This is a genomic window from Acidovorax sp. GW821-FHT10E04 (assembly GCF_059415185.1).
In genome coordinates, this window is sequence record NZ_JBWKMT010000006.1 from 24,063 (window position 1) to 37,974 (window position 13,912).

At 68.1% G+C, this 13,912-nt stretch carries 11 protein-coding genes and 1 pseudogene; 5 read left to right on the top strand and 7 right to left on the bottom strand.

The features are described 5' to 3' along the window. Positions 1-218 precede the first annotated feature (218 nt). Positions 219-1,403, bottom strand: a complete 1,185-nt coding sequence (locus AC07OC_RS19105; RefSeq protein ID WP_218340407.1) for a porin — start codon at positions 1,401-1,403, stop codon at positions 219-221. A 298-nt stretch (positions 1,404-1,701) separates the two neighbouring features. After that, positions 1,702-2,451, bottom strand: coding sequence for a TetR/AcrR family transcriptional regulator (locus AC07OC_RS19110; protein ID WP_255591225.1), 750 nt, complete (start codon positions 2,449-2,451; stop codon positions 1,702-1,704). Positions 2,452-2,620: 169 nt separating this feature from the next. Between AC07OC_RS19110 and AC07OC_RS19115 the strand changes: the two genes are divergently transcribed. The 5 genes from AC07OC_RS19115 (at position 2,621) to AC07OC_RS19135 (ending at position 9,287) form a co-directional block, all read left to right on the top strand. Continuing rightward, positions 2,621-3,613 carry a tripartite tricarboxylate transporter substrate-binding protein gene (locus AC07OC_RS19115; protein ID WP_218340406.1) on the top strand — a complete coding sequence of 331 codons (993 nt, stop codon included), beginning with the start codon at positions 2,621-2,623 and terminating at the stop codon, positions 3,611-3,613. A 34-nt stretch (positions 3,614-3,647) separates the two neighbouring features. Next, on the top strand, positions 3,648-4,481 hold the full coding sequence (locus tag AC07OC_RS19120; RefSeq protein WP_255591224.1) for a cyclase family protein: 834 nt from the start codon (positions 3,648-3,650) through the stop codon (positions 4,479-4,481). Further along, positions 4,478-5,500, top strand: coding sequence for a fumarylacetoacetate hydrolase family protein (locus tag AC07OC_RS19125; RefSeq protein ID WP_218340405.1), 1,023 nt, complete (start codon positions 4,478-4,480; stop codon positions 5,498-5,500). The genes AC07OC_RS19120 and AC07OC_RS19125 overlap by 4 nt, the downstream gene beginning before the upstream one ends. 4 nt (positions 5,501-5,504) lie before the next feature. After that, positions 5,505-5,705 (top strand): hypothetical protein, encoded by a 201-nt coding sequence (locus AC07OC_RS19130; protein WP_218366904.1) that lies wholly within the window; start codon positions 5,505-5,507, stop codon positions 5,703-5,705. 321 nt (positions 5,706-6,026) lie between these two features. Beyond that, the gene (locus AC07OC_RS19135) at positions 6,027-9,287 is read left to right on the top strand and encodes an IPTL-CTERM sorting domain-containing protein (RefSeq protein ID WP_494601963.1); all 3,261 of its coding nucleotides are present in this window, start codon (positions 6,027-6,029) and stop codon (positions 9,285-9,287) included. A 52-nt stretch (positions 9,288-9,339) separates the two neighbouring features. Here AC07OC_RS19135 and AC07OC_RS19140 read toward each other — a convergent pair. The 5 genes and pseudogenes from AC07OC_RS19140 to AC07OC_RS19160 all read right to left on the bottom strand — a co-directional run. Next, positions 9,340-9,516 (bottom strand): annotated as a pseudogene (locus AC07OC_RS19140) (LysR family transcriptional regulator); the annotation flags it as partial. Positions 9,517-9,597: 81 nt separating this feature from the next. Next, complete coding sequence (locus tag AC07OC_RS19145; RefSeq protein ID WP_494601965.1) at positions 9,598-10,944, bottom strand: FAD-binding oxidoreductase; 1,347 nt, start codon at positions 10,942-10,944, stop codon at positions 9,598-9,600. A gap of 104 nt (positions 10,945-11,048) precedes the next feature. Then, positions 11,049-11,942 carry an ABC transporter permease gene (locus AC07OC_RS19150; protein WP_218293351.1) on the bottom strand — a complete coding sequence of 298 codons (894 nt, stop codon included), beginning with the start codon at positions 11,940-11,942 and terminating at the stop codon, positions 11,049-11,051. Next, entirely contained in the window at positions 11,939-12,775 is an 837-nt protein-coding gene (locus AC07OC_RS19155) for an ABC transporter ATP-binding protein (protein WP_494601967.1), read from the bottom strand. Before AC07OC_RS19155 ends, AC07OC_RS19150 begins: the two co-directional genes overlap by 4 nt. Positions 12,776-12,851: 76 nt before the next feature. Continuing rightward, entirely contained in the window at positions 12,852-13,850 is a 999-nt protein-coding gene (locus AC07OC_RS19160; RefSeq protein WP_494602096.1) for an ABC transporter substrate-binding protein, read from the bottom strand. Positions 13,851-13,912: the final 62 nt, after the last annotated feature.

The following is a 13,912-nucleotide window of genomic DNA, read 5'->3' on the forward strand; positions in this document are numbered from 1 at the left end:
GGACGTTCGGAATAGGCTTTGCGAACGACAGCAAACGCTGCACAGCCGTCGTTTGCGTTCGTCCTCGCAAGTATTAGCGGGCTCGGGCCGGAACGTGCTATCAAGATCTTTCTGTGCTAGCAGATGCTTCAAGTTGCATGCTGTGAACGCGCTTGTCGCTGAAAAAAAGGGCACCCGAAGGCGCCCTGAAACTTGGAGACAACCGTTGTGAAGTGCGCTCAGAACCGGTGGCGCACCCCCACTGCAAAGCTGGTGCCCTGTGCGCTGATCACCGAGGGCGGTGCAGGCAGCGTGCGGGTCTGGGTGCTGTCGCGCATCACCATGGCATACAGGTCCGTGCGCTTGGACAGGAAGTAGTCATACCCCAGGGTGAACACCTTGCGCTCCACATTGCCGCCCGCCACCGTGGCGGGCACGGGGCCCACGGTGTCGCTGGTGCGGCGCACCGCGTAGCCCGCCAGCACGCGGCCCGCGCCCACGGGCACGGCAGCGCTCACATCCCACACGCGGTATGCCACGTTGAGCGGTGCAGCGGCCGTGCCCCGGTTGTCGATGCGGCCCAGGTGGGCAAACAGCTTGACCACCTCGAAGTCGTACGACGCGGCCAGCTGCCAGGCGCGTGTGTCGTTGGGTGAGGTGCCGTCGGCAAAAGTGCCGGGGTTCTTCTTCACGCTCTGCCACGCCAGCGATGCGGCCCAGGGGCCCTTGGCGTAGGCCAGGCGCGCAGCGCTGTTGCCGCCGCCTTGGCCTTCGGAGATGGCGTGCGCCACCGAGGCATTGAAGCCCGCGACGTTGGGGCTGTCATACACCACCGAGTTGGCCCATGCCGTGCCACCTGTGAGCGGGCTGCCGATGAAGGTGACCAGGTTCAGCGGCCCGAGCACGGTGGAGTCGCCGAACGCGTTGGAGGTGATGGAGCTCAGGAACAGCAACGACGTGACATTGCCCAGCCGCACCCGGCCCCAGTCGCGGTGCGACACGCCCACCCAGGCGGCGCGCGAGAACACGGGGTCGGCCGCCACGTTCACGGGCGCAGGCAAGGCGTCGCTGCGGCCGGTGGCGCCCGAGTCGTTGCGCACAAAGGACGATAGCTCAAACTGTGCCGACAGCCCGCCGCCCAGGTCTTCGGTGCCGCGCACGCCCCAGTGGCTGGTGGACATGCCGCCACCGTCGAGCTTGGTCACGGCGCGGTCCTGCGCATTGATGCCGGCAGCGGGACCCGCAAAGCGGCCCACAACGGCATCGACCAGACCATACAGCTGCAGGCCGGGGCCTGATGCGGGTTGGGCCTGCGCGGCGAGCGTGGCGGCAGACAGGACTGCTGCGGTGCCCAGGCTGCGCGCCCAGGGCTGACGGGCCCCAGGGTGGGAGGGGTGGGGCGTGGGGGATGTGCGAGGTTTCATGGTGTCTTTCGATGGGTAGGGGGCAAGCGAAGGGCGAACCGGCCCACGGCGCAGCCAGGGCTGTTCCGAAGAGGCAGTTCAACGGGGGAAAGGTGTCAGCGCGTTATGTGCGCTCGGGTCGTGGCGGCTAGGGTGCGCCGGTCTGGCGTGCCGACGCCGTGGGTGGGGCGGCAGCGCAGGGCCCCAGCCACCTGGGGTAGCGGTGGGCAGAGGCCATAAAAATGGGCGTGGCTGTGCCTGGCATGCGGCGCTCGCGCGGCAGTGCTGGTGATCGGGGCGGGGTGTCAGCGGTTCGGCGTCAGTGCACTGCGCCTTCACAGGCGCCGCGCATGCCTTGCGCAATAAAACGCACCAGCAGCGGCCCAGCCGTGGCCTCGTCGCCGGGCTGGTTCTGGCCGTACGAAAGGCGCTCGATGCGCTGGTCGTTCACGTGGTGCAGCAGCGCGCCCAGCGCAAACTGGTAGCACCACGCGGCCTGGCTGCGCGTGGCCTGGGGCAGGGCGGCTGCAATGGCGTCGATGAACGCATGGGCCAGCGGGTCGAACAGCTCGCGGATGATGGGCTCGTCTTCTTCCAGGTGGTCGTTCATGCCGCGTGACAAAAGGCGCAGAAAGTGGTGGCCTGCGGGCTGGCTGGCCACTTCCAGCACGGGCAGCACAAAGGCTTTCACGATCTCTTCCAGCAACTGGCCGGGCGGTGCCTTCTGCTGGGCATCGGCCAGCGACTTGAGCCGCACGTCGATGTAGCCCGCATGCGCGCGGAAGATGGCGTGGTACAGCGACAGTTTGGGGCCGTAGTAATAGCCCACCAGTGCCAGCGGCACGCCAGCCTCGTCGGCAATGTCGCGGATCGAGACGCCGTGAAAGCCGCGCGTGGCAAACAGCCGCTCGGCCGCCTGCAGGATGTTGGCCTGGCGGTTGGGGGCCAGCGCTTCTTCGCTAGTGGCGCTGGGGGCGGCAGCGCGCTTGCGCGCCGGTAGTGGTGCTTTGGCCGCCAAGGCTGTGTGCGCTGCAGCCGCTGCTTTTTTGGAGGGGGTGGATTTGGGCATAGGCTGGTTTATACGTTTGTATAAATTCATTGAACACTCGTACAAACCCTGGTGATTCTGCGTTTGTACGTTCGTATAATTTTTTCATGCCGCCCGCTGCAGGCCCTGTCGCACAGGGCTTGCGGGGCTTGTGCTGCATACCCACCCATACCTACCGGAGACAGACAACATGATCACCCGCCGCCGCTTCACCCAGCTCTCTGCCGCCCTGTTGCCCACCCTGGGCGTTGCTCCCGCTGCCTGGGCGCAGGCCGGCAAGGACGCCATGCCCGACATGGCGCGCATCATCTCGGGATTTCCCGCCGGGGGCACGGCCGACGCGCTGGCCCGCCGGGTGGGTGACCGCATGCGAGGACAGTACGCCGGTGCCGTGATGGTGGACAACAAGCCCGGCGCAGGCGGGCAGATCGGCATCCTCAACCTGCGCGACAGCCCGGCCGACGGCACCAGCCTGCTCATCACCCCGTCGTCCATGCTGTCCATCTACCCCTACACCTACCCCAAGCTGCGCTACACGCTCGATGACGTGGCGCCCGTGTCGTTGGGCGCCATGTTCGACCACGGCCTGGCGGTGGGCCCCGGCGTGCCTGACAGTGTGCGAACGCTGGCCGACTTTCTTGCGTGGCTGCAGGCCAACCCCAACAACGCCAACTACGGCAGCCCCGGCGCAGGCTCCATGCCGCACATGGTGGGCGTGCTGCTGGGCCAGTTCAGCAAGATCGACATGCGCCACATCGCCTACCGGGGCACGGTGCCCGGCATGCAAGACCTGCTGGGCGGGCAGATCCCCGCGTTCTGGGGGCCCATTGGCGACTACCTGCAGCACAGCAAGGGCGGCAAATTGCGCGTGCTGGCCATTGCAGGTGCCAAGCGCTCGCCGTTTCTGCCGCAGGTGCCTACGCTGACGGAGCTGGGTTACCCCCTCAAGGTCAGCGAGTGGTATGGCTTCTTCCTGCCCGGCAAGGCGTCTGCCGATACCGTCAAGCGCGCGTCGCAAGCGCTACAAAGCGCGCTGGTTCACCCAGAGGTCGTGGACTATGGCAAGCAGTACGGCCTGGAGGTCCGGTCTTCGACCGCAGCCCAACTGGCGCAGATGCTCAAGGCCGATGCCGACCAGTGGCGCGGCCTCATCAAGCAGACCGGCTTCACGGCCGAATCCTGATCGCCTTGTTTCGACCTTTCCACCCGACCCCGCCATGACCACCACGCTCGCCACACCTGCGCGCCGCATCGTCGATATCTCGATGCACCTTGAAAACGATGTTGTCTCCGACCCCCCAGGCCTGGGCCCGCGCATCAATTACATCGATCACCAGATGAGCTTTGCGGACCTGGCGCAGTTCTTCCCGGGTCTTCAGAAGGAAGACCTGCCTGACGGCGAGTCGTGGGCGGTGGAGGATGTGCAGCTCAACACCCACAACGGCACCCACCTGGACGCGCCGTACCACTTCGCGTCCACCATGGACGGCGGCCAGCGCGCGCTGTCCATCGACGAGGTGGATCTGAACTGGTGCTTTCAGCCCGGCGTGAAACTGGACTTTCGCCACCTGCCTGACGGCTACGTGGTGCAGGCCGCCGATGTAGAGGCCGAACTCGCCCGCATCGGCCACACGGTGCAACCGTTGCAGATCGTGGTGGTCAACACCCGCGCGGGCAGCGCCTACGGCACGCCCGGCTACACGCGGGCGGGCTGCGGCATGGGCTACGAGGCCACCATGTACCTGCTGGAGCGCGGCGTGCGCCTGACTGGCACCGACGCCTGGAGCTGGGACGCCCCCTTTGCCTACACCGCGCAGCGCTATGCAGAAAGCGGCGACGCATCGCTGATCTGGGAGGGCCACAAGGCCGGGCGCGACATTGGCTACTGCCACCTCGAAAAACTGCACAACCTGGAGGCGCTGCCTGCTAGCGGCTTCTACATCTCGTGCTTTCCTGTCAAGGTGCGCGGCGCCTCGGCAGGATGGACGCGGGCTGTTGCCATCTTCGACCCGGTGCTGCCGCTGCAGCCTGCGGCCGGGGTGACGCCATGAAACTCGCCACCCTGCGAAACGGCCAGCGCGATGGTCGCCTGGTGGTCGTGTCGGACGACGCGCGCCGCTGCATCGACGCCTGCCCCGTGGCCCCCACGCTGCTTGATGCGCTGGAACGCTGGAGTGGGGTGGAACCCGCGTTGCACGACCTGGCCCGCACCGTGAACGCGCCTGCCGCCCTGGGAACCATGCCTTTCGATGCACGCCAGTGTTTGGCGCCGCTGCCGCGCACCTGGCAGTGGCTCGATGGTTCAGCGTTCTTGAACCACGGCCATCTCATGGAGCGCGCCTTCAAGGTGCCGCCGGTGGCGGACTTCGAGACCATTCCGCTCATGTACCAGGGCGCAGCCGACGACTTTCTGGGCCCGCACGACGATGTGGCCCTGCCGTCCGAAGCCGACCAGATCGACTTCGAGGGCGAGTTTGGCGTGGTGCTCAGCGAAACCCCCATGGGCGTCACTGCTGAAGAGGCGCTGCAGCATGTGCGCCTCATCGTGCTCATCAACGACTGGAGCCTGCGTGCCTTCGGCCCGCGCGAGGCCAAAAGCGGCTTCGGCTTTCTGCAGGCCAAGCCCTCCACCGCGTTTGCCCCTATCGCCGTCACGCCCGATGCACTGGGCCCCGCGTGGCAGGGCGGCCGCGTGCACCTGCGGCTGCAGACGCAGCGCAACGGCGAATGGTTTGGTCACCCACATGGCGGTGAAATGCATTTTCACTTTGGCCAGTTGATTGCTCATGCGGCGCGCACGCGCAAGTTATCGGCCGGCACCATCATCGGCTCGGGCACTGTGTCCAACACAGATGTCAACGTTGGTTCGTCCTGCATTGCCGAACGCCGCATGGTTGAGGTCCTAGCTGAAGGGACGCCGCACACCTCTTTCCTCCGCTTTAGGGAGCGGGTACGCATCACAGCGCTTCACCCCGAGGGGGCGGAGGGGCCTTTTGGTGCGTTGGACCAAGTGGTTGTCATGGCCTTTCACGAGAGTCCCCAAAAGAGCTCTGCTGTATTGGTTAGGTAGACCAGTGCGCCAATCGTTCTCGGCAAGAGCAATTGCCGACGGCATGAGGCTGTACCAAGTCATTCGCGTCGACAACCTGAGCGACGGCTTCGTATTGAGCGGTCAATCGACGGGCAGCCGCACCGACGGCCACTGCTCCGCCGAGACCGGGCGTTCGATCGTTGCCGACGGGGATACCGGTGCGAGTGACCGGTTTGGTGTGTGAGCACCGGCGCGTGTCGACCCAGAGGAACCATGCGCCGTCGTGAACCGAAGGTTGTCCTCTGTCTTTTCCTTGGTTGCCTTCCCGTGGCTTGCACCTCGTTGACTGCCCTCCCGGGTTCGTGACGACTGTGATCATGCACATGACGGGGCGCCGCGCCCATATTGTGGTGAGCTGTGTGATGTCATCAGTTCTGAGGACAGACAACGGCCCGGCGCGATGGCAGCATCGCGCGCACCACTCGCCTGTGCGCAGGCGCATGGCTGAAGAACTATCAAAACAATAGCTGCTTGCGCTGAATGGATAAGCGCCGGAGGTCAAAACATGCCAAGAAACCTGCTGTCCGCGCGCCATCGTGCCGCCTTGTGTCTGGCCTGGCTGCTGGGGGGCTGGCTGCTGCTCCAGGCGGGCGCCGCGCAGGCGCAGGCTGTGGGCTGGGCCAGCGGTGCCAGCCTGGCTGCCGCGCGCAGCGACCATAGCACCACCGTGCTGCCCAATGGCAAGGTGCTGGTGGCCGGTGGGCAAGTGGCAGGCAACGCGCGCACCGCCAGCGCCGAACTGTACGACCCTGCCACCGGCGCCTGGGCGGCCACGGGCGCCATGGCTGCGGCGCGCCAAGGCCACACCGCCACGTTGCTGCCCAGCGGCAAGGTGCTGGTGGCGGGGGGCATGGATGGCGCTGTCCTGGCCAGTGCCGAGCTGTATGACCCCGCCACTGGCACCTGGGCCGCCGCTGGCGCCCTGGGCCATGCCCGCCGCGAAGCCACCGCCACGCTGTTGGCCAATGGCAAGGTACTCGTGGCGGGGGGATGGCCCCCCGGCCCAGCCACCAGCCCGGCGGAGCTCTTCGACCCCGCCGCGAACGGCGGCTTGGGCGCCTGGTCCGACACCGGCGCCCTGGCCCAGCCGCGTTTTGAACATACGGCCACCTTGCTGCCCGATGGCAAGGTGCTCGTCGCAGGGGGCACGGCCAATGGCAGCGCCGCTTTGAATAGCGCCGAACTCTACGACCCCGCCCTGGGCATCTGGACCACCGTCGGCAATACGCTGGCCACCGCGCGCTATGACCACACGGCCACCTTGCTGCCCAGCGGCCAGGTCCTTGTGGTGGGCGGAGCCGACAGCCTGGCCCTGGCCCTGGCCCAGGCCGAGCTGTACGACCCCGGTGCCGGCACCTGGACCGCCGTCAGCCCGCTGACCACGGGGCGCTTCAGCCACACGGCCAGCCTGCTGCCCGACGGCACGGTGCTGGTCGCGGCAGGCTCCAACTTGATCCATGGGCTGCTCGGCAGCGCCGAGTTGTTCAACCCCGGCACCAACAGCTGGACTGCGGCCCCCGCGCTGGCCAGCCCGCGCCTCTACCACACGGCCACGGTGCTGCCCGATGGCACGGTGCTCGCCGTGGCTGGCGCCGGCGCCGGCCCGCTTCTGGCCAGCACGGAGGTCTACACCCCCGCCAGCGGCGCGTGGAGCGCGGCGGGCAGCATGGGCATGGGGGGCAGCGTCACGCGGGCCTCGCTGCTGCCGTCAGGCAAGGTGTTGGCGATTACCAGTTTGTCGACCTCCGCACGGCTGTATGACCCCGTGGGCAACAGCTGGAGCCCTGCCGCCAACCACCTCACCAGCCGCGAAATGCCCACCCTGACCTTGCTGGCGTCCGGCCAGTTGCTGGTGGCCAGCGGCACAGGTGCCAGCGCCGAGCGCTACGACGAGAACACCAACACCTGGACGGCCACCGGCCCCATGAACGCCGCACACAGAGGCGGGGGCGCCGCGCTGCTGGCGTCGGGCAAGGTACTGGTGGTCGGCGGGGCCAACGGGACAGGCCCATCCAGCAACACCGTGGAGCTCTACGACCCCGCGACCGACACCTGGGCATTGCGCGCGCCGATGCTCTCGGTCCGGCACTACTTTGGCAGCAGCGTGATGCTGCCCGATGGGCGCGTGCTGGTGGCGGGCGGGTTCACCAACGGTGGCCGCACCGCCCTCGCGGAGATCTACGACCCCCAATCAGACACCTGGACCGCCACGGGCGCGCTGGCCATCCCGCGCAGCGACCACACCGCGACCCTGCTGCCCTCGGGCAAGGTGCTGGTGGCGGGCGGCGCCACCGGCCCCTTCAACAGCCCCACCGCCGAGCTGACCGCCGAGCTGTATGACCCGGCGACCGGCACCTGGTCGCCCGCGGGCACGCTGGCCGCAGGTACCGGCGGCAGCGATCCAACGGCCATGCTGCTGCCCGGCGGCCAGGTGCTGTTGGTTGGGGGCTACCTCAGCGGGGCACGGAGCGGCAGCCAGCTGTACGACCCCGCTGCCAACACCTGGGCCAGCACGCCACCGCTGATCACGGGCCGTGCGCAGCACGCCAGCGTGCTGTTGCCTTCGGGCCACGTGCTGGCCGCGGGCGGCATTGGTTCCGGTGGCAATTTGGCCAGTGCCGAACGCTATGACCCCGCTGGAGGCACCGTGCCAGCGGCCCGCGTGCCCCAGCTTGCCAGCGGCCCGGCCCGCCTGGTGGACGGTACCGCCTTCACCCTGGGCGGCTTGCGCCTGCACGGCGACAGCGAGGCCAGCGGCGGTGGCACGGGCGCATCGCCCACGCCGCTGCCGCTGGTGCAGCTGCGGCGGCTGGACAACGGCGCCACGCGCTGGCTCACGCCCACGGCATCGTCGGCCACCACGGTGGACGTGGCCGCGCCGGGCGTGTTGCCGCGTGGCCGCTACGCGCTGCGCGTGTTCGTCAACGGCATGGTGTCCGATGCGCTGCCGACAAGCACCCATGCCACGCCCGCGCTGGCCCTGGCCGCCAGCGCCAACCCCAGCCCCGGAGGCGCCAGCGTCACCTTCACCGCCACGCTGTCCGGGGCGGACAGCCCCACGGGCACGGTGGCGTTCAGCGCAGGCGGCGTGCCGCTGTGCGCGGCCGCGCCCCTCGTCGGCGGCGCTGCCGTCTGCGCCGTGAACACCCTGCCCATGGGCACGCAGGCCATCACCGCCAGCTACGGCGGCGACGCCAACAACACGGGCGCCCTGGCGGGCATCACGCACACCGTGAGCCCGGTCAGCCTGCCGCTGCCCGGCGGCGGCATGGGGCAGCAGGTGGTGGTGGGCATCAGCGGCGGCCCGGCGGGCTGCGTGGTGGGCAGCCTCACGTTGAGCGCTGCCACCGCAGGCGACAACCTGCCCGCCAACGCCACGGCCCCGCTGGGCGTGCTGCGCTTTGCCGCCACGGGCTGCGCGGGCGCCACGCTGACGGTGCAGATGGACTACCCCGCAGGCAGCCTGGCGGGCCTGCAGCCCCACAAGTTCGGCCCCGCCAGCGTGGGCGCCCCGGCGTCCACGTGGTTCCCTCACGGTAGCGTGGCGGGTAACCGGCTGACCTTCACCGTGACGGACAACGGCGTGGGCGACGGCGACACCACCACGCCGGGCGCGATCACCGACCCGCACGCGCTGCTGCTGTTTGCCGCGCCACCCGTAGTGGGTGCGCAGGCCATCCCCACGCTGTCGGAGTGGGGCGTGCTGCTGCTGTCGGCGCTGCTGGGCGCCCTGGGCTGGCGTGGGCGGCGGCGCCTGGGGGGTTGAATGAAACTGGCCTCCAGCGCTTTTCCAATAAGCGCAAACAGCTATTGATCAATAGCATTCCGCTTTTCTCGGCCTCCAGCAGGCGCGTGAGCAGCGGGTGCACCACCTTGCGCGCGCTGTAGATCAGGTGGAACTGCTCCTGCGCGTCGGGGCTGGTGCCCACCTGCACCAGCCCATGGGTCTTTTGCAGGTGCGCGCCCACCGACACGGGGGCCGGCATCACGCCCATGCGCCGGTTCCTACGTTTGCTTCGCCCTGGCCATCGGAAGGCGCCACCAGATGGATTGGCGATGGCAGAAAACCCCCGTCACTACAGGGAGGTCCAACTGCGCAGCTTGCCGGGGTTGAGCAAGCCCTGCGGATCGAAGCGGCGCTTCGTGCCCACCACGGCAGGATCCAGGTTGTTCTGCTTGCCGTCCTCCACGATGTACACATGCGGGTTGTTGATCTGCACGCCGTGGTCGCGGTAGATCTGCATGATCTGGTTCAGGCGCTCTTCGGTGCTGTAGCGGATGAGCTGCAGCCCGCTGCAGTTGAACGCGCCTTCCTTGGTGCGCAAGAACTCCAGGTGCATCATCACCTCGCCGCCGAGGGCCTTTTCCAGCGCCTTCACCTGCTCCAGCCGGGTGGCGGGGTTGAAGCCGCTCTGGATGTAGGTGAGCGTCTTGTCCACCTTCAGCGCATGCAGGGTGGTGTGGTTCCAGGTGTATTCGAGCAGGGTCTTGTGGCTCTTTTCCACTTCGTCGGCGGTCTTGCGGTAGTTGACGGTGCCGCCGGACCGGGTGGCCATGTCGCGCATGCCGTCTTCGGAATGCGGGGCCACCAGCAGCATCACCGCGTGGCAGCCTGTGGGCAGGTGCTTGGCCAGGCTGGTGAAGTAGGCCGGGATGGGCGCGGCCAGAAAGCACACCTCCTTTTTCTCCAGCCCCGGCGCGGCGCCAAAGCGGTCGGCGAATTCCAGCGCGGCGTCGAAGTCAGTGAAGGTGACGATGCACTCCGTCCACGCCACGGCGGGGGTCAGCGCCACCTCCAGCTCCAGCACGATGCCGTTGGTGCCGTAGGTGTGGTGCAGCAGCATGGCTTCGGGGCCGCGCAGCTCGATGACCTGGGGCTCGGGCTCCACCGTCATGGCGCGCACCGCCAGCACGTTGCCCGGCGCGGCCAGCGGCCCGTGGTTGATCGACCCGGCCCCGCCAAAGCCGCCGCCGAACAGCCCGCCCAAGGTGGCGCTGCGGTAGGTGGAGGGCAGCCAGCGCAGCTCCTGCCCCAGGGGCTTGGCCTGCGCGTCGAAGTCCGACAGGCGGATGCCCGCCTGCGCCCGGCCCACGGCGCCGCGCACCCAGCCAAAGCCGTTGTAGCCCGACAGGTCGAGGATCACCCCGCCATGCAGCGGGGTGCTCTGCCCGTAGTTGCCGGTGCCGCTGCCGCGCACGGTCAGGGGGATCTGCGCGCGCGCGCAGGCCGCCACCACCTGGCGGATCTCGTCCTCGGTGCGCGGGCGCACGGCCACGTCGCCGCGCTTGCCGGCCAGGTCGCGCTTGAGCACGGGGCTGAACCAGGCGAAGTCCTGCGACAGGCGGCCCACGCGCAGCGGGTCGGCAATCCAGTCCAGGCCGGGCAGTTGTTCGGGCAGTTGGGGGGCGGTTATGGTGGTCATATGTGTCTCTCCTGTCTGTGCGGCGGGTGGTGGCGGGCAATGCGCGGCCCCCACCACGCGTGCGCGGTGTCAAAAAGTGGATGCGGTTCGGTTGGGGGGTAGGGTCAGTCGTGCGAGTTTTCGCTGGCGTGCCAGCTGCCCAGGGCCAAGCGGGTGCCCCAGGCCATCAGCGCGAACAGCGCCACGCCGGTCAGCGATATCAGCAGCAGCGCGGCGAACATGCGCGGGATGTTGAGCTGAAATCCCGCCTGCAAAATCTGGTACGCCAGGCCCGCGCCCTGGCCCCCCGTGCCGGCCACGAACTCGGCCACCACGGCGCCGATCAGCGCCAGCCCACTGGAGATGCGCAGCCCGCCGAAGAAGTAGGGCAGCGCGCTCGGTATGCGCAGGCGCAGCAGGGTCTGCATGCGCGTGGCGCGGTTGAGCTGGAAGTAGCTTTGCAGGTCCGGCTCCACGCTGCGCAGGCCCAGCGTGGTGTTGCTGATGATGGGGAACAGCGCCACCAGCGCGGCGCAGATCACCATCGACGCCGTCGGATCCTTCACCCAGATGATGATCAGCGGCGCCACCGCCACGATGGGCGTGACCTGCAGCAGTACGGCGTACGGGAACAGCGCCGTCTCGATGCGCTTGCTCTGCACGAACAAGAACGAGATCAGCACCCCGGCCACCGTGGCCACGGCAAAGGCCAGCACGGTGATCTTGACGGTGACCCAGAGCGAGCCACCCAGGGCCGCCCAGTCGGTGAACAGCGTCTTGAGCATGAGCAGGGGCGAGGGCACCAGGTAGGGCGGCAGCTCCATGGCCGTGACCAGGCCCTGCCACAGCGCGATGAGCACCAGACCCACGAGCAGCGGGTAGACCACGCGCTGCACGCGCGGTTGGGCCATGAGGGGAACGCGCGCTGCGACGGGCTTGGGCGCCTTGGCTCGGGCGGGTTGCGCGCTGCGCTCTGCCGGTGCGGGCGCTGCAGGTGCAGTAGGGTAAGGGGTGCTCATGCTGCGGTCTCCTCGGTGTCTGCGCTGGCGCGCAGCAGGCTGTCCTGCAGCTGCTTGGCATAGCGGCTGAATTCGGGCGAGACCATGAAGTCCGCCGTGCGCGGGTAGGGCGCGGCTATGCGGAACTCCTCCACCACGCGGCCCGGGCGCGCGGCCATCATCACCACGCGGCTCGACAGGAACACCGCCTCGTGGATCGAGTGGGTCACGAAGATCACCGTGAGCTTCTTCTTGCGCCACAGGTCCAGCAGGTCGGCGTCGAGCTTGTGGCGCGTGATCTCGTCCAGCGCGCCAAAGGGCTCGTCCATCAGCAGCAGGTCGGGCTGGGTCACCAGGCCGCGCGCGATGGACACGCGCATCTGCATCCCGCCCGACAGGGCGCGCGGCAACGCGTTGGCGAACTTCGACAAACCCACCAGGGCCAGGGCCTCGGCCACGCGGCCATCGGCCTCGGGGCGCGGGACGCCGGCCAGGTCCAGCGGCAGGCGCACATTGGTCTGCACGCTGGCCCAGGGCATGAGCGTGGGCGACTGGAAGACAAAGGCCATCTTCTTGCCGCTTTCCTCCAGCTGTGCCACCGGCTTGTGCCACAGCTGCAGCCGGCCATCGGTGGGCTCCAGCAGGCCGGCCACCATCTTCAGCAAGGTGCTCTTGCCGCAGCCCGAGGGGCCGAGCAGGGTGACGAACTCACCCTCGTCGATGCTCAGGTCCACCGGCAGCAGGGCCTGCGTGCCGTTGGGGTAGGTCTTCTCGGCCGACAGCACCTGCACGGCGGGGATGCTGCGCGGTGCAGGTGCCAGGGTGGGGGATTCAGCGGGAGCGTTGGTTGTCATCGTGCGCGCCTTTCGATGGATGCGCCCCGCCGCAGGCGGCGGGGGCTGTTTCAGGGCAGGGGAGGTTGTCCGAAGCTCAGGGCATGACCTTGAGGTCTTTGACAAAGGCCGTGCTGTAGGTGTCGGCCAGCTTCACCTTGGCCGGGTCGATCAGCTTGGCCTCCACCAGGAAGTCGTAGCTCGCCTTGGCGCGCGCATCGGTCATCACGCCGATGCCCATGCTGGCCGCGTCGCCACCCGTCACCATGCCCATCTCCTTGAGCTTGGCCACGCTGTAGGCCAGCTGCTCATCGGTCATGTTCGGGTTGTCCTTCTTGATCAGGGCATTGGCCGGGGCCGGGTCGGCCAGGTAGCTCTTCCAGCCTTCCATGGTGGCCTTCACGAAGGAGGCGACGGCGGTGCCGCGCTCCTTCACGGTCTTGTCCATGCAACTCACCGTGGTGGCATAGGCGGGGTAGCCCTGGTCGCTGAACATCAGGGTGTTGGCCTTCACGCCGGCCTTGGCAATGGCGAAGGGCTCCGACGTCAGGTAGCCCTGCTGGGCAGTGTTCTTGTCGGCCACGAAGGGCTGGATGTTGAAGGTGTAGGGCCGCGTCTGCGCATCGTTGAAGCCGTACTTGGCCTTCAGCCAGGGCCAGTAGCCGCGCTGGGCCGACGAGGCGATGAGGATGGTCTTGCCCTTGAGGTCCTCGAACTTCTTCACGTCGTCGTGCGCGATGAGTACCTGCGGGTCTTTCTGGAAGACGGCCGCCACCGTGGTCACGGGCACGCCGCCCTCGCGCATCTGGATCATCTGCAGGTCGCTCGATCCCATCACGCACTCGGCCTGGCCGGCCGCCATCATCTGCACGATGTTGACCTGCGGGCCCCCCATCTTGATGGTCACGTCCAGCCCGTACTTCTTGTACAGGCCCGTGGCCACCGCCTGGTAGAAGCCGCCATGCTCGGCCTGCGCATACCAGTTGGTCATGTAGGTGAACTTTTCCTGCGCGTGGGCCTGCATGGTGCCGGCGGCACCCACAGCGAGCAGCGCGGCTGCACCAAGTTTGGAAAGGCGGGAGGCGGTCTTCTTCATCATGGCAGTGCTCCGGTAGGTGGTGGAGGGGGAACAGGGACGAAAACGGGGGAGGGATGCGG